The 20,102-nt window shown below is 59.8% G+C and carries 17 protein-coding genes; 9 read left to right on the top strand and 8 right to left on the bottom strand.

Annotated elements, in window-relative coordinates; all coding sequences use genetic code 11:
* The first annotated feature begins 61 nt into the window (after window positions 1-61).
* Window positions 62-1,387 carry a histidinol dehydrogenase gene (gene hisD / locus AB7M26_RS00960; RefSeq protein ID WP_123499007.1) on the top strand — a complete coding sequence of 442 codons (1,326 nt, stop codon included), beginning with the start codon at window positions 62-64 and terminating at the stop codon, window positions 1,385-1,387.
* A gap of 2 nt (window positions 1,388-1,389) precedes the next feature.
* The gene (hisC, locus tag AB7M26_RS00955; RefSeq protein WP_123499009.1) at window positions 1,390-2,442 is read left to right on the top strand and encodes a histidinol-phosphate transaminase; all 1,053 of its coding nucleotides are present in this window, start codon (window positions 1,390-1,392) and stop codon (window positions 2,440-2,442) included.
* A 116-nt stretch (window positions 2,443-2,558) separates the two neighbouring features.
* On the opposite strand, the gene AB7M26_RS00950 is transcribed toward hisC, so the two are convergent.
* From AB7M26_RS00950 to algW, 3 genes are all read right to left on the bottom strand, one after another.
* On the bottom strand, window positions 2,559-3,287 hold the full coding sequence (locus AB7M26_RS00950; RefSeq protein WP_123499011.1) for a DUF4198 domain-containing protein: 729 nt from the start codon (window positions 3,285-3,287) through the stop codon (window positions 2,559-2,561).
* A gap of 13 nt (window positions 3,288-3,300) precedes the next feature.
* Window positions 3,301-5,406, bottom strand: a complete 2,106-nt coding sequence (locus AB7M26_RS00945; protein ID WP_429387591.1) for a TonB-dependent siderophore receptor — start codon at window positions 5,404-5,406, stop codon at window positions 3,301-3,303.
* A 119-nt stretch (window positions 5,407-5,525) separates the two neighbouring features.
* Window positions 5,526-6,683, bottom strand: coding sequence for a Do family serine endopeptidase AlgW (gene algW / locus AB7M26_RS00940; RefSeq protein WP_123499015.1), 1,158 nt, complete (start codon window positions 6,681-6,683; stop codon window positions 5,526-5,528).
* A gap of 103 nt (window positions 6,684-6,786) precedes the next feature.
* Between algW and AB7M26_RS00935 the strand changes: the two genes are divergently transcribed.
* The 3 genes from AB7M26_RS00935 (at window position 6,787) to cysN (ending at window position 10,633) form a co-directional block, all read left to right on the top strand.
* On the top strand, window positions 6,787-7,545 hold the full coding sequence (locus AB7M26_RS00935; protein ID WP_123499017.1) for a Nif3-like dinuclear metal center hexameric protein: 759 nt from the start codon (window positions 6,787-6,789) through the stop codon (window positions 7,543-7,545).
* Window positions 7,546-7,807: 262 nt separating this feature from the next.
* Entirely contained in the window at window positions 7,808-8,725 is a 918-nt protein-coding gene (cysD, locus tag AB7M26_RS00930) for a sulfate adenylyltransferase subunit CysD (RefSeq protein WP_008008639.1), read from the top strand.
* A 9-nt stretch (window positions 8,726-8,734) separates the two neighbouring features.
* Window positions 8,735-10,633: a sulfate adenylyltransferase subunit CysN gene (cysN, locus tag AB7M26_RS00925; RefSeq protein WP_123499019.1), complete on the top strand. Its 1,899-nt coding sequence runs from the start codon at window positions 8,735-8,737 to the stop codon at window positions 10,631-10,633.
* Window positions 10,634-10,801: 168 nt separating this feature from the next.
* Here the strand turns inward: cysN and AB7M26_RS00920 are convergent, their stop codons facing one another.
* From AB7M26_RS00920 to AB7M26_RS00910, 3 genes are read right to left on the bottom strand one after another with little or no spacing between them, the layout of a single operon-like run.
* The gene (locus tag AB7M26_RS00920) at window positions 10,802-11,710 is read right to left on the bottom strand and encodes an acyltransferase (RefSeq protein WP_123499021.1); all 909 of its coding nucleotides are present in this window, start codon (window positions 11,708-11,710) and stop codon (window positions 10,802-10,804) included.
* Window positions 11,711-13,810 (bottom strand): phosphate acetyltransferase, encoded by a 2,100-nt coding sequence (gene pta / locus AB7M26_RS00915; protein WP_123499023.1) that lies wholly within the window; start codon window positions 13,808-13,810, stop codon window positions 11,711-11,713.
* 60 nt (window positions 13,811-13,870) lie between these two features.
* Window positions 13,871-14,209: a DUF3565 domain-containing protein gene (locus tag AB7M26_RS00910; protein ID WP_123499035.1), complete on the bottom strand. Its 339-nt coding sequence runs from the start codon at window positions 14,207-14,209 to the stop codon at window positions 13,871-13,873.
* On the opposite strand from AB7M26_RS00910, the gene AB7M26_RS00905 reads away from it, so the two are divergent.
* The 3 genes from AB7M26_RS00905 (at window position 14,178) to AB7M26_RS00895 (ending at window position 16,559) form a co-directional block, all read left to right on the top strand.
* Window positions 14,178-14,663 (top strand): FKBP-type peptidyl-prolyl cis-trans isomerase, encoded by a 486-nt coding sequence (locus AB7M26_RS00905; RefSeq protein ID WP_007901600.1) that lies wholly within the window; start codon window positions 14,178-14,180, stop codon window positions 14,661-14,663. The genes AB7M26_RS00910 and AB7M26_RS00905 overlap by 32 nt on opposite strands.
* A 123-nt stretch (window positions 14,664-14,786) precedes the next feature.
* Window positions 14,787-15,269 carry a glutathione peroxidase gene (locus tag AB7M26_RS00900; RefSeq protein WP_429387584.1) on the top strand — a complete coding sequence of 161 codons (483 nt, stop codon included), beginning with the start codon at window positions 14,787-14,789 and terminating at the stop codon, window positions 15,267-15,269.
* Window positions 15,270-15,455: 186 nt separating this feature from the next.
* Complete coding sequence (locus AB7M26_RS00895; RefSeq protein ID WP_123499027.1) at window positions 15,456-16,559, top strand: NADH:flavin oxidoreductase; 1,104 nt, start codon at window positions 15,456-15,458, stop codon at window positions 16,557-16,559.
* A gap of 117 nt (window positions 16,560-16,676) precedes the next feature.
* Here AB7M26_RS00895 and AB7M26_RS00890 read toward each other — a convergent pair whose 3' ends face one another.
* A complete protein-coding gene (locus AB7M26_RS00890; protein ID WP_429378141.1) occupies window positions 16,677-17,876 on the bottom strand; it encodes a glycosyltransferase family 4 protein in 1,200 nt (399 codons plus the stop codon).
* A gap of 40 nt (window positions 17,877-17,916) precedes the next feature.
* On the bottom strand, window positions 17,917-18,672 hold the full coding sequence (gene cysZ, locus AB7M26_RS00885; protein ID WP_008070554.1) for a sulfate transporter CysZ: 756 nt from the start codon (window positions 18,670-18,672) through the stop codon (window positions 17,917-17,919).
* 315 nt (window positions 18,673-18,987) lie between these two features.
* On the opposite strand from cysZ, the gene trxB reads away from it, so the two are divergent.
* A complete protein-coding gene (gene trxB, locus AB7M26_RS00880) occupies window positions 18,988-19,944 on the top strand; it encodes a thioredoxin-disulfide reductase (RefSeq protein WP_008070552.1) in 957 nt (318 codons plus the stop codon).
* Window positions 19,945-20,102 lie beyond the last annotated feature (158 nt).

The following is a 20,102-nucleotide window of genomic DNA, read 5'->3' as shown; positions in this document are numbered from 1 at the left end:
AGCGGAAACGACTGCTAAGTTAGGGCGCCTGAGTTTTTGCCAATCCTATGAGGCTCTCGCTATGACCGCACCGACTGCAATTCGCCGACTCAACGCTGCTGACCCGGATTTCGCACATCATCTGGATCATCTGCTGAGCTGGGAAAGTGTGTCTGACGACTCGGTCAATCAGCGGGTGCTGGACATCATCAAGGCAGTGCGCGAGCGTGGCGACGCAGCGCTGGTGGAGTTCACCCAGAAGTTCGACGGCCTGCAAGTCGCCTCCATGGCAGACCTGATCCTGCCGCGCGAACGCCTGGAGCTGGCATTGACCCGCATCACCGCGCCTCAGCGTGAAGCCTTGGAAAAAGCCGCGACTCGCGTGCGCAGCTACCACGAAAAACAGAAGCAGGATTCCTGGAGCTATACCGAAGCCGATGGCACGGTGCTGGGCCAGAAGGTCACGCCGCTGGATCGCGCCGGTCTGTATGTGCCGGGCGGCAAGGCGTCGTACCCGTCTTCGGTGCTGATGAACGCGATTCCGGCCAAGGTTGCAGGCGTGAGCGAAGTGGTCATGGTCGTGCCGACGCCGCGCGGCGAGATCAACGAGCTGGTGCTGGCCGCGGCCTGCATTGCCGGCGTTGACCGAGTGTTCACCATCGGCGGCGCCCAGGCAGTTGCGGCGCTGGCTTACGGCACCGAAAGCGTGCCGAAGGTCGATAAGGTTGTTGGCCCTGGCAACATCTATGTCGCCACCGCCAAGCGCCACGTGTTCGGTCAGGTCGGCATCGACATGATCGCCGGTCCCTCCGAGATCCTCGTGGTGTGTGACGGTCAGACCGATCCGGACTGGATTGCCATGGACCTGTTCTCCCAGGCCGAGCACGACGAAGACGCCCAGGCGATTCTGGTCAGCCCGGACGCCGAGTTCCTCGACAAGGTCGCAGCGAGTATCGCCAAACTGCTGCCGACCATGGAACGCGCTGAGATCATCGAAACCTCGATCAATGGTCGCGGTGCGTTGATCAAGGTTCGCGACATGGAACAAGCGATTGAAGTCGCCAACCGTATCGCGCCGGAACACCTGGAGTTGTCGGTTGCCGACCCGCAGGCCTGGTTGCCGCAGATCCGCCACGCTGGCGCGATCTTCATGGGCCGCCACACGTCCGAAGCTTTGGGCGATTACTGCGCTGGCCCGAACCACGTGCTGCCAACGTCCGGCACCGCGCGCTTCTCTTCGCCGCTGGGTGTTTATGACTTCCAGAAACGTTCGTCGATCATCTTCTGCTCCGAGCAGGGTGCCTCCGAACTGGGCAAAACCGCTTCCGTGCTGGCCCGTGGCGAGTCGCTGACCGCCCACGCCCGCAGCGCCGAATACCGCATTGTTGACGATAAGAAGGGCAGCTAAGCATGAGTAAATTCTGGAGTCCCTTCGTCAAGAGCCTGGTGCCTTACGTGCCGGGCGAGCAGCCGAAGCTGGCGAAACTGGTGAAGCTCAACACCAACGAAAACCCGTACGGTCCATCGCCCAAAGCGTTGGCCGCGATGCAAACCGAACTGAACGATAACCTGCGTCTGTACCCGGACCCGAACAGCGATCTGCTGAAGAATGCGGTGGCCAGGTACTACGGCGTACAAAGCAATCAGGTGTTCCTCGGCAACGGTTCCGACGAAGTCCTGGCGCACATTTTTCACGGCTTGCTGCAACACGATAATCCAGTGCTGTTCCCGGACATCAGCTACAGCTTCTATCCGGTTTACTGCGGTTTGTATGGCATTGCCTTCGACGCGGTGCCGCTGGATGAGCAGTTCCAGATCAACCCGGCGGACTACGCCAAGCCGAACGGCGGAATCATTTTCCCCAACCCGAACGCGCCGACCGGTTGCCTGTTGGCGCTGGACGCTGTCGAGCAAATCCTCAAGGCCAGCCCGGATTCGGTGGTCGTGGTGGATGAGGCTTACATTGATTTCGGTGGTGAAACGGCGATCACGCTGGTGGACCGTTATCCAAACCTGTTGGTGACTCAGACCCTGTCCAAGTCCCGTTCGCTGGCGGGCCTGCGGGTTGGCCTGGCAGTGGGGCATCCGGACCTGATCGAGGCGCTGGAGCGGATCAAGAACAGCTTCAACTCCTATCCGCTGGATCGTCTGGCGATTGTCGGGGCCGCGGCAGCGTTCGAGGATCGTGAGTATTTCGACAAGACCTGCCGGTTGGTCATCGAGAGTCGCGAGAAGGTGGTCGCGCAACTGGAAGCGAAAGGCTTTGAAGTGTTGCCGTCGGCGGCAAACTTCATTTTCGCCCGTCATCCGAAGCACGATGCGGCAGGGCTGGCGGCGAAGTTGCGCGAGCAGGGCGTGATCGTTCGGCACTTCAAGCAAGAGCGGATTGCCCAGTTCCTGCGGATTTCCATCGGCGCGCCGGAGCAGAATCAGGCGCTGATCGACGGACTGGGCGACCTGTAAGGCTTCCCCGATCCTGTGGGAGCGTGGCTTGCCCGCGATAAACGATAACGCGGTCTACCTATTGCACCGCGGTGTCCCCATCGCGGGCAAGCCACGCTCCCACAAGGTTTTGTGTGTTACTCGTGATGCGCTTCGCCCACGAATGTCAGCGACGTGAACAGCCCGCGCGTCGCTACATCAGCATTGTCTTTTAGCGGGACTTCCACCTGCGCCGCAATCACATTCAGCCCTTCATTGCGCACCAGTACCTGGGCGCGGCCGTCCTTGTCGGTTTCGGTGCTCAAGGTATTCGGCGCGCCGCGAAAATCGCCCACCAACTTCACACCCGCCGCCGGTTTACCGTCCAAAAGGACCCGCACCGGCAACGATTTCCCCGGCCCGACGGTCAGTGGATCAACCTCCGGCAGAATCAGCAATTTCATCTGGTCGAGCTTTGGCAACTTCGCCCCCGGCTGGTAGATCGCCAGGCTGTATTTGAAGGTCTGGGTCGATTCGATCGCGCCCGGCACCTTACTGCGTCCTTCGTTGATCCACTTTTTGTCGGCGGTCTGCGACCACATGCCATTATCCAGTGCGACTGCCAGAGCCGCTGGTGGTTTGAGTGGCTGCAGGCGCGCATGGTCGGCCAGGCGTTGCACGGTAACCGGGATCATCTTGCCATCGGCGTCATAGGCCCAAGCGCCACTGATTTTTTGCGCCTTGAAGGCATCGTCCTCGGCGCCATCACCATAGATGGCTTCGATATTGCCGCGACGTTGTTCGGTCCACAGGCCATGGGCCGAGACGTGAGTGGCGAACATGGCGCCGAACAGACCCAGCAGAACCAGTGATTTAGCGTGTTGCATAGCGATTTTTCCTTTACAGGTTGAGTGTCAGGCTGACGGTGAAATTGCGCGGCTCTCCGGGGTTGACCCAGTAGTTGCTGTAGGAGCGCTCGAAGTATTTCTCGTCGAAAAGATTGTTCAGGTTCAGGCCCACGGTGACGTTTTCGCTGGCCTTGTAATGGGCCAGCAGGTCGACGGTGTGGTAGGCCGGCAGTTCGAAATCGCTGCCGGCTTCACCCGAGCGATCGCCGACATAGATGAACGCCGCGCCAAGGTCCGAACCGCGCAAATGACCGTCTTGAAATTCATAAACACCCAACAGACTGCCGCTGCGTTTGGCCACGCCAAGAATTCGGCTGCCGGTGGGAATCACCTTGTCGCCTTGGGTGACTTCGGCGTCGATGTACGCGAAAGCACCGATTACTCGCACGGCATCGGTCACTTGCCCGGTGACTTGCAGGTCGACACCCTGGCTGCGGGCCTTGCCCATGGCGCGGCTGGAGTCGGTGCTCGGATCAAGCGCCAGGACGTTTTCCTTTTCGATATGGAAGGCGGCGAGGGTGGTGCTCAAGCGGTCGTCGAACAGCTCGCTCTTGATCCCGACTTCATAACCGACGCCTTCTTCCGGGTCGAAGGATTTTCCAGCGGCGTCCAGGCCGTTGTTCGGTTTGAACGAGGTGGAGACGTTGGCGAACAACCCCGCTTCAGGCGTCAGTTGGTAGAGCAGGCCGGCTCGCTGGGTCAGTGCGTCGTGGCGCTGGCGGCTGGTGGCGTTGCGGCTGTGATCGTCGATGCTTTGTTCGAAATGCTCGAAGCGCGCACCGAGCATGCCGCGCAGTTTGTCGGTGAAGACGATCTGGTCCTGAAGGTTCAGCGCCTGGCTTTCGACGTGCTCGAAGAAGTCGGTCCCGGAGCGCGCGCCATCAGGTTTCGGCTGGCCGTAAATCGGCCGATAGATATCGATAGCGTAAGGGCCGCCGGCAATGGTCGTGACCCGTTCGTTCTTGCGGAAGTTCTCGTATTCGCTGCCGATCAGCAGTTCGTGTTGCCAGCTGCCGATGTCGAACAAACCGCGCAGTTCGAGTTGGGTGATGCTGTCGTGCCAGTTGGTATCGCGCTCGCGATAGCGACGGTTGATGGTATGGCCGTCGGCGTTCAAGGGACGGTTTTCGGAGGCAAAGCCCCAGAGTTTGCCTTCTTTGTAATGGCTGGCGAGGCGCAGTTTCCAGCGGTCGTTGAGCTGATGTTCGAGGGCGGCTTGCAGCAGATTGTTATGGTTGTCGATGTCGCCGTCGTTGGGTTCGCCAAGGAAGGTCGGACGGGAAACGCCACTCCATTTATTGTTCGGCGCGACGACGCCGCGATCGAAGGTCGAGCTGTGGCGCACGAACTCGCTCTCCACCAACAGGCTGGTGTCCGGGTTCAGTTGCCAGCTGAACGAAGGCGCAACGAACACACGCTGACTGTCGACGTGATCGCGGAAGCTGTGGTTGTCCTCGACAGCCAGGTTCACCCGGGACAGAACGTTGCCGTCATCATCCAGCGGTGTGTTGACGTCCACGGCGGTGCGATAGCGATCCCAACTGCCGGCGCTGGTTTGCAATGTGGTGAAGGCTTCAGGCTGGGGTTTCTTGGTGACGATGTTCACCGTACCGCCCGGATCGCCACGACCATAGAGGCTGGCGGCCGGGCCTTTGAGCACTTCGATGCGTTCGATGTTGGCCACGTCCGGCGTGCTTGGGTAGCCGCGGTTGGCGCTGAAACCGTCCTTGTAGAACTCCGACGTGGTGAAGCCGCGAACGCTGTATTCGTAGAGCGTCAGGCCACCGAAGTTGTTCTGTTTCGACACGCCGCCGGCAAATTCCAGCGCGCGTTCGACGTTGGTGCTGCCCAGGTCCTTGAGCACACTGACGGGAACCACACTGATCGATTGCGGGATATCGCGAATGGCCGTGTCGGTTTTGGTTGCGCTGGAAGAGCGCGTGGCACGGTAACCCTTGACCGGGCCGGTGGGGGATTCGTAGTCGGAGGTGACGCTGATTGCGTCCAGTTCAACGGTTTGCGATTCTTCGGCGAAGACCGGATCCCCCAGCAAACCGAGGGCCAGGCCTGCGAGGGAAACCATTGTTCGAGACGACATGTTATGTTGATCCAATAGTAATATTGAAACAATATAACATGCCTAATGCGAATGTGTTCGTTTAAGGCTGGCTGTCTCTGTGCTTTCAAAGACCTCGGAAAGATCGCAGCCTGCGGCAGCTACTCTTCTTTTTCCTTGATCGGCGCGGGTGGCGGACGCAAACCGATTTCCGCCGTGAGCTTGAGCTCTTTACCGTTGCGCATTACCTGAATGGTGACCTTGTCGGTCGGCTTGATCCGTGCCACCTGATTCATCGAACGGCGACCGTCGCCGGCCGGTTCACCGTCGATGCTAAGGATCACGTCGCCCAGTTGCAGGCCGGCCTTTTGCGCCGGGCCGTCACGGAAAATCCCCGCGACCACAATCCCCGGACGCCCGGACAGACCAAACGATTCCGCCAGTTCCTGACTCAACGGTTGCACTTCGATGCCGAGCCAGCCGCGAATCACCTGGCCGTGTTCGATGATCGACTTCATCACTTCCATCGCCAGTTTGACCGGGATCGCGAAGCCGATGCCCTGAGAACCGCCAGACTTGGAGAAGATCGCCGTGTTGATGCCGGTCAGGTTGCCATTGGCGTCCACCAGTGCACCGCCGGAGTTGCCGGGGTTGATCGCGGCATCGGTCTGGATGAAGTCTTCGTAGTTGTTCAGTCCCAGCTGATTGCGCCCGGTGGCGCTGATGATGCCCATGGTCACGGTCTGGCCGACGCCGAACGGGTTGCCGATGGCCAGGGCCACGTCGCCGATGCGGATATTGTCGGAACGGCCGACGGTGATCGACGGCAGGTTTTTCAGGTCAATCTTCAATACCGCGAGGTCGGTTTCCGGGTCGCTGCCGATGACCCGGGCCAGGGTTTCACGGCCATCCTTGAGCGCCACCACGATCTGGTCGGCACCGCTGGTCACATGGTTGTTGGTCAGCAGATAGCCTTCCGGGCTCATGATCACGCCCGAACCGAGGCTCGACTCCATGCGTTTCTGCTTGGGCGAGTTGTCACCGAAAAAGCGGCGGAACTGCGGATCTTCGAACAGCGGATGGCTGGGCTTGTTGACCACTTTGGTGGTGTACAGGTTGACCACCGACGGCGCGGCCGTGGTCACCGCGTCGGCATAGGACACCGGGCCCTGCTGCAGACCGATGGTTTGCGGGGCTTGCTGCAGATTGACGTCCAGGCTCGGTAGCCCGACCCACTCCGGATAACGCTGCATAATCAATAGAGCGATAAGCACGCCGGCCAACAGCGGCCAGCCGGAAAAACGCAGCGCCTTGAGCATTAAGCAAGTCCTACAGAGGTTGCAGGCGGTGTGAGACCGCCCATAATGTCGCGCATTATACGAGGCCGAGCGCGCCTCTGAACGGGATATTTAGGAGTCTTTTATGGCCGTTGCCCTGAGCACCCTGGTCGAAGAAGCCGACCGCTACCTGGCAAGTGCGAAGATCGCCGATTACTGCCCCAATGGTTTGCAGGTCGAAGGCCGGCCGCAAGTGATGCGCATCGTCAGCGGTGTTACTGCAAGCCAGGCGTTGCTGGACGCCGCGGTGGAGGCCCAGGCCGATCTGGTGCTGGTGCATCACGGCTATTTCTGGAAAGGTGAAAACCCGTGCATCACCGGCATGAAGCAGCGCCGGTTGAAAACCCTGCTCAAGCACGATATCAGCCTGCTGTCCTATCACTTGCCGCTGGATCTGCACCCGGAAGTCGGTAATAACGTGCAGCTTGCCCGGCAACTGGACATCACCGTCGAAGGCCCGCTGGATCCGGACAATCTGAAAGTCGTTGGCCTGGTCGGCTCGTTGAACGAACCGATGACCCCACGCGATTTCGCCCGTCGGGTGCAGGAAGTCATGGGGCGCGAGCCATTGCTGATCGAAGGCAACGCGATGATTCGTCGGGTCGGCTGGTGCACCGGTGGCGGCCAAGGGTACATTGATCAGGCGGTGTTGGCTGGCGTTGATCTGTACCTCAGCGGCGAGGCCTCGGAGCAGACGTTCCACAGCGCCCGGGAAAACGACATCAGCTTCATCGCCGCCGGCCACCACGCTACCGAGCGTTACGGTGTGCAGGCTTTGGGCGATTACCTGGCGCGACGTTTCGCCCTCGAGCACATCTTCATCGATTGCCCGAATCCGATTTGATTTCGGACTGCAGTGTGGTCACCTTTGTAGGCGCTGCCGAAGGCTGCGATCTTTTGATTTTAAGGATCAAGATCAAAAGATCGCAGCCTTCGGCAGCTCCTACACAGGGGTGGGTTTCCAATCTGGAGTGCCCAAACGAGGGGGTATATTCATATACCCTTTCGATCTAGCCAGCGTCCTGATTAGAAGAGGGCGCTGTGCTAGGATTCCCCGCTCGAACACGGCCCGCAGGCCGTCCATAAGATCGTTTTCGTGAGTAGCCATGGTCGACAAACTGACGCATCTGAAACAGCTGGAGGCCGAAAGCATCCACATCATCCGCGAGGTCGCCGCCGAGTTCGATAACCCGGTGATGCTGTACTCCGTCGGTAAAGACTCCGCCGTGATGCTGCACCTGGCACGCAAGGCATTCTTCCCGGGCAAACTTCCGTTTCCGGTGATGCACGTCGACACCCAGTGGAAGTTCAAGGAAATGTACGCGTTCCGCGACCGCATGGTCGAAGAACTCGGTCTGGACCTGCTGGTGCATGTGAATCCCGAGGGTGTTGCGCAGGGTATCAACCCGCTCACCCACGGCAGTGCCAAGCACACCGACATCATGAAGACCGAAGGCCTCAAGCAGGCCCTCGACAAGTACGGCTTCGATGCCGCATTCGGTGGCGCCCGTCGCGACGAAGAGAAATCCCGTGCCAAAGAGCGCGTGTATTCCTTCCGTGACACCAAGCACCGCTGGGACCCGAAAAACCAGCGTCCCGAGTTGTGGAACGTCTACAACGGCAAGGTCAACAAGGGCGAATCGATCCGCGTATTCCCGTTGTCGAACTGGACCGAGCTGGACATCTGGCAGTACATCTACCTCGAAGGTATCCCGATCGTGCCGCTGTATTTCGCAGCCGAACGCGATGTCATCGAGATGAATGGCACCTGGATCATGATCGACGACGAGCGCCTGCTCAATCACCTGAGCGACGAAGACAAGGCGCGCATCGTCAAGAAGAAGGTCCGTTTCCGTACGCTGGGCGACTACCCGTTGACCGGTGCGGTCGAGTCCGAGGCCACCAGCCTGACCGACATCATTCAGGAAATGCTCCTGACGCGAACTTCCGAACGCCAGGGCCGGGTCATCGATCACGATGGCGCCGGTTCGATGGAAGAAAAGAAACGTCAGGGTTATTTCTAAGGGGTTGTCATGTCGCACGCATCTGATTTGATCAGCGAGGACATCCTCGCCTACCTGGGCCAGCACGAACGCAAGGAAATGCTGCGCTTTCTGACCTGTGGCAACGTCGACGACGGCAAGAGCACCCTGATCGGGCGCCTGCTGCACGACTCCAAGATGATCTACGAAGATCACCTGGAAGCCATTACCCGCGACTCGAAAAAAGTCGGCACCACCGGTGAAGACATCGACCTGGCGTTGCTGGTCGATGGCTTGCAGGCCGAGCGTGAGCAGGGCATCACCATCGATGTCGCCTACCGCTATTTCTCCACCGCCAAGCGCAAATTCATCATCGCCGATACCCCCGGCCATGAGCAGTACACCCGCAACATGGCCACCGGTGCCTCCACCTGTGACCTGGCGATCATCCTGGTCGACGCCCGTTACGGCGTGCAGACCCAGACCCGTCGCCACAGCTTTATCGCCTCGTTGCTGGGCATCAAGCACATCGTTGTCGCCATCAACAAGATGGACCTCAACGGCTTCGACGAAAGCGTGTTCGAGTCGATCAAGGCCGATTACCTGAAGTTCGCCGAAGGCATCGCGTTCAAGCCGACCACCATGGCCTTCGTGCCAATGTCCGCGCTCAAGGGCGACAACGTGGTGAACAAGTCCGAGCGATCGCCGTGGTACACCGGCCAGTCGCTGATGGAAATCCTCGAAACCGTCGAAATCGCCAGCGACCGCAACTACACCGACCTGCGTTTCCCGGTGCAGTACGTCAACCGCCCGAACCTGAACTTCCGTGGTTTCGCCGGCACCCTGGCCAGCGGCATCGTGCACAAGGGCGATGAAGTCGTTGTGTTGCCGTCGGGCAAGAGCAGCCGCGTGAAATCCATTGTCACCTTCGAAGGTGAACTGGAGCATGCAGGTCCCGGTCAAGCCGTGACGCTGACCATGGAAGACGAAATCGACATCTCCCGCGGCGACTTGCTGGTGCATGCCGACAACCAGCCGCAAGTGACTGACGCCTTCGACGCCATGCTGGTGTGGATGGCCGAAGAGCCGATGCTGCCGGGCAAGAAATACGACATCAAGCGCGCCACGACTTACGTGCCGGGTTCGATCACCAGCATCGTCAATCGCGTGGACGTGAACACCCTGGCCGAAGGTCCCGCCAGCTCGCTGCAGTTGAACGAGATCGGTCGAGTCAAGATCAGCCTCGACGCGGCCATCGCGCTGGACGGTTACGACAGCAACCGCACCACCGGTTCGTTTATCGTCATCGATCGACTGACCAACGGTACGGTCGCGGCCGGCATGATCATCGCCCAGCCGTTGAGCCATGGCAGCAGCACCCATCACGGCAAACTGGCGCATGTGGCTACCGAAGAACGTGCCCAGCGCTTTGGTCAGCAACCGGCCACCGTGTTGTTCAGCGGCTTGTCGGGCGCTGGCAAAAGCACCCTGGCTTACGCGGTTGAACGCAAGCTGTTCGACATGGGCCGCGCAGTGTTTGTGCTCGATGGCCAGAACCTGCGTCATGACCTGAATAAAGGCCTGCCACATGATCGTGCCGGGCGTACCGAAAACTGGCGTCGTGCAGCGCACGTTGCGCGTCAGTTCAACGAAGCGGGTCTGTTGACCTTGGCAGCCTTCGTTGCGCCGAGTGCTGAAGGTCGTGAGCAGGCCAGGGAACTGATCGGCAAGGAGCGTCTGCTGACGGTCTACGTCCAGGCCTCTCCGACGGTCTGTGCCGAGCGTGATCCGCAAGGTCTGTATGCGGCGGGTGGCGACAACATCCCGGGTGAATCCTTCCCGTACGACGTGCCGCTGAATGCCGATCTGGTGATCGACACCCAGTCGCTGTCGCTGGAAGAAAGCGTCAAGCAAGTGCTGGATCTGCTGCGTAAACGTGGCGCGATCTAAGCGTTAGCTGCAAAAAAAGCCCGCAGATGAGTGATCGTCTGCGGGTTTTTTTGTGTTCTTGAGATCGCCATCGCGGGCAAGCCCGCTCCCTAGTGAACACAAAATCTGCATTCCACACAGAACCACTGTGGGAGCGGGCTTGCCCGCGATGGCGCCGGTACAAACACCTCAAACCTTGGCGGGATACTCCCGGTGCATCTGCCCCAGCAGCGCATCCTTGTCATTCCACAGCTGATTGATCCAACCCTGAAACTCGAGCCGATACACTCCGTCCTGGTCGTAGTTCTTGCCGACGAACTGCGGTGGAATCTTCAGCTCCTGAAAATGCACCACCACATCCTTCACGTTCCCACAGAGCAAATCCCAATAACCCGGCCGCCCGGCCGGATAGTGAATGGTCACGTTGACGATGGCTTCCAGCTGGTCGCCCATGGCATCCAGTACGAAGGCAATACCACCTGCTTTCGGCTTGAGCAGGTAGCGGAACGGTGAACTCTGCTGTACGTGCTTGCCCTCGGTGAAGCGCGTGCCTTCGACGAAGTTGAAAATCCCCACCGGGTTATGGCGGAACTTGTCGCAGGTCTTGCGGGTGGTTTCCAGGTCTTTGCCTTTCTTCTCCGGGTGCTTCTCCAGATAGGCCTTGGAATAACGCTTCATGAACGGAAAACCGAGCGCCCACCACGCCAGACCAATTACCGGTACCCAGATCAGTTGCTGTTTGAGGAAAAACTTCAGCGGGCGAATCTTCCGGTTCAGCACATATTGCAACACCATGATGTCGACCCAGCTCTGGTGGTTGCTGGTGATCAAATACGAGTGCTGATAGTCCAGACCTTCCAGCCCGCTGAGCTGCCAGCGCGTGTGCCCGAGCAGATCCATCCAGGCCTTGTTGTTGCTGATCCAGGCTTCGTGGATATGGCTCATCAGCCAATCGGTAAAACGTTGGGCGGCGGGGAAGGGCAGCAGCAGTTTGAAGATCGCCACGATGAACAGCGGCGTGCAGCAGACAATCGTGTTCAGCGCCAACAGCAGCGAGGCGATCACGCCGCGCACGGGTGCAGGTAGAAAATCCAGCATTTAAACATCCAAAGGTCGGTTGGCAGCTTGAATCGCGGTCAATGCGATGGTGTAGACGATGTCGTCGACCTGCGCGCCGCGCGGCAGGTCGTTCACCGGTTTGCGCAGGCCTTGCAGCATCGGCCCGAGGCTGACGCAGTCGGCGCTGCGCTGCACGGCTTTGTGGGTGGTGTTGCCGGTGTTCAAGTCGGGGAACACGAACACCGTGGCACGACCGGCGACCTGGCTGTTCGGCGCCAGTTGCCGGGCAACGGTTTCGTTGGCGGCGGCGTCGTATTGCAATGGGCCGTCGATCAGTAGCGAGTTCTGTTGTTCATGGGCGAGCAACGTCGCTTCGCGCACCTTCTCGACTTCTTCGCCGCTAGCCGATTCACCGCTGGAGTAGCTGATCATCGCCACGCGCGGGGTGATGCCGAAGGCGGCTGCCGAGTCGGCGCTTTGCAGCGCGATCTCGGCCAGTTCGCTGGCGCTCGGGTGCGGGTTCATCACGCAGTCGCCGTAGACCAGCACTTCCTCGGGGAAAAGCATGAAGAACACTGACGACACCAGCGTGCAGCCCGGCGCGGTCTTGATCAGTTGCAGGGCCGGGCGGATGGTGTTGGCGGTGGAGTGAATGACCCCTGACACCAGCCCGTCGACTTCATCCAGCGCCAGCATCATGGTGCCGATCACCACGGTGTCTTCCAGTTGTTGCTCGGCCATCGGCGCGTTGAGGCTTTTGGTTTTGCGCAGGGCGACCATCGGCTCGACGTAGCGTTCGCGAATCAGGTCCGGATCGAGGATTTCCAGCCCCGGCGGCAACTCGATGCCTTGGGCGCGGGCCACGGCTTCGACGTCCGCCGGTTTGGCCAGCAACACGCAACGGGCAATGCCGCGGGCCTGGCAGATCGCGGCGGCCTGCACGGTCAACGGCTCGCTGCCTTCGGGCAACACGATGCGCTTGTTGGCGGCCTGGGCGCGCTGGATCAGCTGGTAGCGGAACACCGCTGGCGACAGGCGCATTTCCCGTGGTGTGCCGCAGCGCTGGTGCAGCCAGTTGGCGTCAAGGTGGCTGGCGACGAAATCGGTGATGATCTCCGCACGTTCGCGGTCGTCGATCGGGATTTCCTTGTTCAAACTGTTTAACTGGTTGGCGGTGTCGTAGGAACCGGTGCTGACCGACAACACCGGCAAGCCGGCCTGCAAGGCGCCACGGCACAGATCCATGATGCGCGGGTCGGGCAGGGTGTCGCTGGTCAGCAACAGGCCGGCCAGAGGCACGCCGTTCATCGCCGCGAGGCTGACGGCGAGGATGATGTCGTCGCGATCGCCGGGGGTTACCACCAGCACACCGGGTTTGAGCAGCTCCACAGTGTTGCGCACGGTGCGGGCGCAGATGATGATGTTGGTCATGCGCCGGGTTTCATAGTCGCCGGCGTTGAGCACCTGAGCGCCCATCAGGTCGGCCACGTCACGGGTGCGCGGTGCATTCAGTTCCGGTTGATACGGGATGCAGCCGAGCAGGCGGAAGTCGCCACTGCGCAGCAATGGCGAGTGCTCCTTCAGGCGCGAGGCGAAGGCCTCCATGCTTTCGTCGGTCTTGACCTTGTTGAGGATCACGCCCAAGACTTTCGGGTCTTTCGGCCCGCCGAACAATTGCGCCTGCAACTCCACCCGGCCGGACAATTCAGTCAGCACTTCGTTTTCCGGTGCCGAGACCAGAATCACATCGGCGTCCAGGCTCTTGGCCAAATGCAGGTTGACCCGCGCCGCGTAACTGGCGCTGCGGGTCGGGACCATGCCTTCGACGATCAGCACGTCCTTGCCGACAGCGGCTTGCTGATAAAGGGTGATGATTTCTTCGAGCAGTTCGTCCAGCTGACCGTCGCCGAGCATCCGCTCAACGTGGGCCAGGCCCAGTGGCTGAGGCGGTTTCAAACCGTGGGTGCGAGCCACCAGTTCGGTGGAGCGTTCAGGGCCCGTGTCACCCGGGTGCGGCTGGGCAATCGGTTTGAAAAAGCCGACTTTGAGACCGGCCCGCTCAAGCGTACGCACCAGCCCGAGGCTGATGGAGGTCAGACCCACACCAAAATCGGTGGGCGCGATAAAAAAAGTTTGCATGCGGATTCTCTAAGGGTGCATGGCAATGGTGAGCGCCTATGGCTGGCGTTCTACCGAAATTCAGTCGTCAAGGTTATCGCTAACCGAGCCTTGTGCGCACCATCCGCAATCAAAGGGTTGGCCTATTTTTTCATTACGCAGCGAAGGGTCCAGCACCCAGGCCCGGGATTGCCACGGCGGCTGGTGCCGCAGGTGTTGGGTATGGCCGCAGGAAAGCTCGGCTACCCAGTGTCCGTCTTCATCCTGATGGAAGCCTGTGACCGTCGAGCCCTTTGCCGCACCCCGTCTGTCCGGGTTGTGTTCGCTTTCAGACGATTGCTTCGCTAAACTTGGTCTTTCTATATTCTTATGCAAAAGGTCTCGCCCCATGCTGATCGCCGCCAATAAGGCTGTCTCCATCGACTATACCCTGACCAACGACGCTGGTGAGGTCATCGACAGCTCCGCCGGCGGCGCGCCGCTGGTCTACCTGCAAGGCGCAGGTAATATCATCCCGGGCCTGGAAAAGGCACTGGAAGGCAAAGCAGTCGGTGACGAACTGACTGTCGCTGTAGAACCTGAAGATGCCTACGGCGAATACGCTGCCGAACTGGTCAGCACCCTGAGCCGCAGCATGTTCGAAGGCGTCGACGAGCTGGAAGTGGGCATGCAGTTCCACGCATCCGCTCCGGACGGCCAGATGCAGATCGTCACCATTCGCGATCTGGACGGCGACGATGTCACCGTCGACGGCAACCACCCGTTGGCCGGTCAGCGCCTGAATTTCCAGGTCAAGATCATCGACATCCGTGACGCCAGCCAGGAAGAAATCGCTCATGGTCACGTCCATGGCGAAGGTGGCCATCACCACTGATTTTCTGCGCTAAGCTTTCGAGAGCTGGAGAGGCGCCCGAGGGCGCCTTTTTAGTCCGCGGCTGTCCTTGATGGCACCGCCAAGTGGCTGTTTTGAGAAAAACACTGGAATTTGGAGTTCGTCATGAGTGCTTTTCACGACCTTAAACTGACAGCCCTGGATGGTCAGGAGCTACCTTTGGCGCCCTTCAAGGGGCGTGTCGTGCTGGTGGTCAACGTTGCCTCCAAATGTGGTTTGACCCCACAGTACGCGGCGCTGGAAAACCTCTACCAGCAATACAAGGAAAAGGGCTTCAGTGTGCTGGGCCTGCCGTGCAACCAGTTTGCCGGGCAGGAGCCGGGTACCGAGCAGGAGATCCAGGCATTCTGCAGCCTCAACTATGGCGTGACCTTTCCGTTGTCCAGCAAGCTGGAAGTCAACGGTCATGAGCGTCATCAGTTGTATCGTCTGCTGGCGGGCGAAGGCGCGGAATTCCCGGGCGACATCACCTGGAACTTCGAGAAATTCCTGCTGGGCAAGGATGGTCGTGTGCTGGCGCGGTTCTCGCCGCGTACGGCGCCGGATGATCATGCTGTCATCCAGGCGATCGAAAAAGCGCTGGGCTGAAAATCAAAATCAAAAGATCGCAGCCTTCGGCAGCTCCTACGGGTGTACGCATTCCCCTGTAGGAGCTGCCGAAGGCTGCGATCTTTTCGTTTCTAATCCTTAATCACTTAAATCAATAGTGCTGTTCAAGGCTTGGCAGTCTCCATATTATCGCCGTCATAAAGTCTATATCCCGTGGAGCGTCCCATGCCCGTCAAAGCCCTGTTCAAGCCTTTTTACCTAGGCGCTCTCGAGTTGCCGACCCGCGTCGTCATGGCGCCGATGACCCGCTCGTTTTCGCCGGGCGGCGTGCCCAATTCCAAAGTGATCGAGTACTACCGTCGTCGCGCCGCTGCCGGTGTTGGGCTGATCATCACCGAAGGCACCACCGTCGGTCACAAGGCCTCCAACGGCTATCCGAACGTGCCGCACTTCTATGGTGAAGCGGCATTGGCCGGCTGGAAGAAAGTCGTCGATGCGGTGCATGCCGAGGGCGGGAAAATCGTTCCGCAACTGTGGCATGTGGGCAGCGTGCGCCGCATCGGCACCGAGCCGGACGCCAGCGTGCCAGGTTATGGCCCGTCAGAAAAATTGAAGGACGGTCAGGTCGTGGTTCACGGCATGACCAAGGAAGATATCCAGGACGTGATAGCCGCGTTCGCCCAAGCCGCCAAGGATGCTCAGAGCATCGGTATGGACGGCGTGGAAATCCACGGTGCCCACGGTTATCTGGTGGACCAGTTCTTCTGGGAAGGCAGCAATCAGCGCACTGATGAATACGGTGGCAGTCTGGCCAATCGTTCGCGCTTCGCCATCGAACTGATTCAGGCGGTGCGTGCAGCGGTCGGTGAGGGTTTCCCGATCATCTTCCGTTTCTCCCAGTGGAAGCAGCAGGACTACACCGCACGTTTGGTGCAAACCCCGCAAGCCCTAGGCGAATTCCTCCAGCCATTGTCCGACGCTGGCGTGGACATTTTCCACTGCTCGACGCGGCGTTTCTGGGAGCCGGAGTTCGACGGTTCCGAGCTGAACCTGGCCGGCTGGACCCGCAAACTCACCGGCAAGCCAACCATCACCGTCGGCAGCGTCGGCCTGGATGGCGAGTTCCTGCAATTCATGGTCAACACCGACAAGATCGCCCAACCGGCCAGCCTGGAAAAATTACTGGAGCGGCTGAATAACGATGAGTTCGATCTGGTGGCAGTGGGTCGTGCGTTGCTGGTGGATCCGGACTGGGCGCAGAAAGTGCGCGACGGTCGTGAGCAGGACATTCTGCCGTTCAGCCGTGAGGCTTTGATGACGCTGGTTTAAGTAGCGTCTGGAAGGGCCATCATCGCGGGCAAGCCCGCTCCCACAGGATTTGTGTGTGGCGCAGAACACTGTGGGAGCGGGCTTGCCCGCGATGATGGCCTCAAGGTCAGCAAAGATTCAGGGTAATGTCTGAGCAATAGGAACCACCTGCTCCCCAACACAAGCCCCCCGCAACTGTCCTTCAAACTGCTCGATAATCGCCGCCCAACCCTGACGACTCGCATGCTGGCGCGCATTAAGACGCACGCAGCGCAAGGTTTCGCGCTCCTCCAGCAGCCAGCGTGCTGCATCGCAGAACGCCTCTTCATCCCCGGGCATGGCCAGTACGCCGTTGTAGCCATGGCGAATATGCTGGGCCGCCGCAGCCTGATCGTACGCCACCACCCCCAGCCCCGAGGCCAATGCCTCAAGCACCACATTGCCGAAGGTTTCGGTCAGGCTTGGAAACAGAAACACATCCCCCGACGCATAGTGACTGGCCAAGGCTTCGCCGCGTTGTGAGCCGCAGAAAATCGCTTCGGGCAGTTCCTTCTCCAGCACCGATCGTTGCGGCCCATCACCAACCACAATCAATTTCATTTTTCGCTGTGGATAAGTCATTTTCAGCGTGTCGAAACACCGCTTGAGCAAGCCAAGATTTTTCTCTGGCGCCAGGCGTCCTACGTGGATCAAGGCAATATCTTCCTCGGCCAATCCCCATTGCTCGCGCAGCGATTTCAGCCGTTTGGCCGGATGGAACAACTGGCTGTCGACGCCTCGAGAGAGCAGCGCCAGGCGCTCGAAACGGCGGCGTTCCAGCTCAAGTCGCTGGCTGGCGCTGGGCACCAGGGTCAGGGTCGAGCGATTGTGAAACCAGCGCAGGTAGTGAGTCAGCAAGCGCGTCAGCAGCCCGAGGCCGTACTGGCTGGAGTACTGCTGAAAATTGGTATGAAAGCCGCTGACCACCGAAATCCCCAAGCGCCGTGCCGCGCGCAATGCGGATAACCCCAGCGGTCCTTCAGTGGCGATGTACAACACGTCCGGACGATGGCGTTTCCAGCGCCGCAGCAACTTGTGCATCGACGACTGACCCCATTGCAGGCCGGGATAACCCGGCAACGGCCAGCCTCGACACAACAGCAACTCATCGTTGCTGCCCATGAGCGGGTCACCACCCTGGCGTGGCCGAACCAACTCGACCTGATGCCCGCGTGCGCGCAAACCGTCGAACAAGCGGCCAAGGGTATTGGCCACGCCGTTGATTTCCGGAGGGAAGGTTTCGGTGATCAGGGTGATATGCAGAGTTGTCGTCATGACCTCAGTGTCGGCTGAGGCCATGTCGTCATTGTGACGGTTGAGTGATGGATTTGTGACGCGATCAGCGGCGTTCTGCCACCAGATTTTCCGCGCCACGCTCACGTACCCAGAACAGCGTTGCGCCGGCTACTGCCGCCGGCATCATCAAAATGTTGACCACCGGAATCAGCAACACCAGATACACGCTCCCGCCGAAACCGAGGCTCTGCCAGCGTTTCTGCCGCAGCCAGGCGAGCATTTCGTTCCAGCCCAGTTTGTGGTTATCCGCCGGGTAATCGATGTACTGGATCGCCATCATCCACACCCCGAACAGCAGCCACAGCGGCGCGGCGATGATGTTGACCACCGGGATCAACGACAGGATGAACAGCCCGATGGCCCTGGGCAGGAAGTAGCCGAGTTTGCGCATTTCCCGGGACAGGGTGCGCGGGATCATGGCGATCAGTTCGCCCCAGCTGAAGGCCGGGAAGTCGTCGGTGCCGCGCACCACCACTTCGACTTTCTCCGCGAGGAAGCCATTGAACGGCGCGGCGATGATGTTGGCGAGCATGGTGAAGGTGAAAAACACCATCAACACCACCAACACGACAAAAATCGGCCAGAGGATGTAGCTCAGAAAGCTCAGCCAATCGGGCAGGGACGGCATCAGCGTATCGACCCACATACTGAACTGATGGCCAGCCAGATAGATCAATCCGACGAACAGCACCAGGTTGATTGCCAGCGGCAACAACACGAACAAGCGCAGGCTTGGGCTCAGGACCAGCTTGAGGCCCTCGCGCAGGTATTGCGGGCCAGACAGAACGGGGGCGGGCATAACGTGCTCCGAGCAAAGGGTAAACGCGCCGACCTTACCGGCTTTGCCTGACAGGCGAAAGCGCGGTAGCGGCATCGACATTAACTGTAACAAAGGCGTCTATAAATTCACCTCGATGGGATAGAGACCGCCTATGAGCTGGATTGTTAAACCGTATTTCCTTAATCTTCGCCCCCTCGATACGCTGCACCCATTCTTTTACAGGACTGTCGAGCCCAAGCCTTCCCCAAGTGCTTTCAACGGTCCTTTTTTATTCCCGCCGGCAATCCGGCGTTCCGCGCCCAGTGTTTCGGGCCCGGTCAACAGGAGCAGGTCATGTCTGAAGTTCGTCATTCGCGAGTGATTATTCTCGGTTCCGGCCCTGCCGGTTACAGCGCTGCGGTCTACGCAGCCCGTGCCAACCTCAAGCCACTGCTGATCACTGGCATGCAGGCTGGCGGTCAACTGACCACCACCACCGAAGTCGACAACTGGCCGGGCGACGTCCACGGCCTGACCGGCCCGGCGCTGATGGAGCGGATGAAAGAGCACGCCGAGCGCTTTGAAACCGAGATCGTGTTCGATCACATCAATGCCGTGGACTTCGCCGCCAAGCCGTACACCCTGATTGGCGACAGCGCGACCTACACCTGCGACGCACTCATCATCGCCACCGGCGCCAGCGCCCGCTACCTGGGCCTGCCGTCGGAAGAAACGTTCATGGGCAAAGGCGTTTCGGCCTGTGCGACCTGCGACGGTTTCTTCTATCGCAACAAGCCCGTGGCTGTGGTCGGTGGCGGTAATACGGCTGTGGAAGAAGCCCTGTACCTGGCCAACATCGCCAGCACCGTCACCTTGATCCACCGTCGCGAAACGTTCCGCGCCGAGAAGATCCTGATCGACAAGCTCAATGCCCGGGTTGCCGAAGGCAAGATTGTCCTGAAGCTGAACTCGACCCTGGACGAAGTGCTGGGCGACAACATGGGCGTGACCGGTGCTCGCCTGAAGAACAACGACGGCAGCTTCGACGAGCTGAAAGTCGACGGCGTGTTCATCGCCATCGGCCACACCCCGAACACTTCATTGTTCGAAGGTCAGCTGACGTTGAAAGACGGCTATCTGGTTGTGCAGGGTGGCCGTGACGGCAACGCCACTGCGACCAACCTCGAAGGCATCTTCGCCGCCGGTGACGTGGCTGACCACGTTTACCGTCAGGCCATCACCTCGGCCGGCGCCGGTTGCATGGCGGCACTGGATGCCGAGCGTTACCTCGACGATCTGCAGAACGCTTGATGCTGATTCTGTAGAAAGCAAAAAAACCGGCCTTGGCCGGTTTTTTTGTGCCTTCGGTAACGCAGTAAACCTGTGGGAGCGGGCTGCCCGCGATGGCGGTAGATCAGTCGACACTAAGGTTGAATGATAAATCGCTATCGCGGGCAAGCCGCTCCCAC

The sequence above is a fragment of the Pseudomonas sp. F-14 TE3482 genome, from assembly GCF_053629455.1.
This window is presented reverse-complemented; position numbering and strand designations above follow the sequence as displayed.

What these genes read in the sequence shown, in the direction of transcription:
- hisD (WP_123499007.1), top strand. Translation starts at nt 62, where the DNA reads ATGACCGCACCGACTGCAATTCGCCGACTCAACGCTGCTGACCCGGAT.
- trxB (WP_008070552.1), top strand. Translation starts at nt 18,988, where the DNA reads ATGTCTGAAGTTCGTCATTCGCGAGTGATTATTCTCGGTTCCGGCCCT.
- AB7M26_RS00935 (WP_123499017.1), top strand. Translation starts at nt 6,787, where the DNA reads ATGGCCGTTGCCCTGAGCACCCTGGTCGAAGAAGCCGACCGCTACCTG.
- cysZ (WP_008070554.1), bottom strand. Translation starts at nt 18,672, where the DNA reads ATGCCCGCCCCCGTTCTGTCTGGCCCGCAATACCTGCGCGAGGGCCTC.
- AB7M26_RS00920 (WP_123499021.1), bottom strand. Translation starts at nt 11,710, where the DNA reads ATGCTGGATTTTCTACCTGCACCCGTGCGCGGCGTGATCGCCTCGCTG.
- AB7M26_RS00950 (WP_123499011.1), bottom strand. Translation starts at nt 3,287, where the DNA reads ATGCAACACGCTAAATCACTGGTTCTGCTGGGTCTGTTCGGCGCCATG.
- algW (WP_123499015.1), bottom strand. Translation starts at nt 6,683, where the DNA reads ATGCTCAAGGCGCTGCGTTTTTCCGGCTGGCCGCTGTTGGCCGGCGTG.
- AB7M26_RS00900 (WP_429387584.1), top strand. Translation starts at nt 14,787, where the DNA reads ATGAGTGCTTTTCACGACCTTAAACTGACAGCCCTGGATGGTCAGGAG.
- AB7M26_RS00905 (WP_007901600.1), top strand. Translation starts at nt 14,178, where the DNA reads ATGCTGATCGCCGCCAATAAGGCTGTCTCCATCGACTATACCCTGACC.
- cysN (WP_123499019.1), top strand. Translation starts at nt 8,735, where the DNA reads ATGTCGCACGCATCTGATTTGATCAGCGAGGACATCCTCGCCTACCTG.
- pta (WP_123499023.1), bottom strand. Translation starts at nt 13,810, where the DNA reads ATGCAAACTTTTTTTATCGCGCCCACCGATTTTGGTGTGGGTCTGACC.
- AB7M26_RS00895 (WP_123499027.1), top strand. Translation starts at nt 15,456, where the DNA reads ATGCCCGTCAAAGCCCTGTTCAAGCCTTTTTACCTAGGCGCTCTCGAG.
- AB7M26_RS00945 (WP_429387591.1), bottom strand. Translation starts at nt 5,406, where the DNA reads ATGTCGTCTCGAACAATGGTTTCCCTCGCAGGCCTGGCCCTCGGTTTG.
- AB7M26_RS00910 (WP_123499035.1), bottom strand. Translation starts at nt 14,209, where the DNA reads ATGGAGACAGCCTTATTGGCGGCGATCAGCATGGGGCGAGACCTTTTG.
- AB7M26_RS00890 (WP_429378141.1), bottom strand. Translation starts at nt 17,876, where the DNA reads ATGGCCTCAGCCGACACTGAGGTCATGACGACAACTCTGCATATCACC.
- cysD (WP_008008639.1), top strand. Translation starts at nt 7,808, where the DNA reads ATGGTCGACAAACTGACGCATCTGAAACAGCTGGAGGCCGAAAGCATC.
- hisC (WP_123499009.1), top strand. Translation starts at nt 1,390, where the DNA reads ATGAGTAAATTCTGGAGTCCCTTCGTCAAGAGCCTGGTGCCTTACGTG.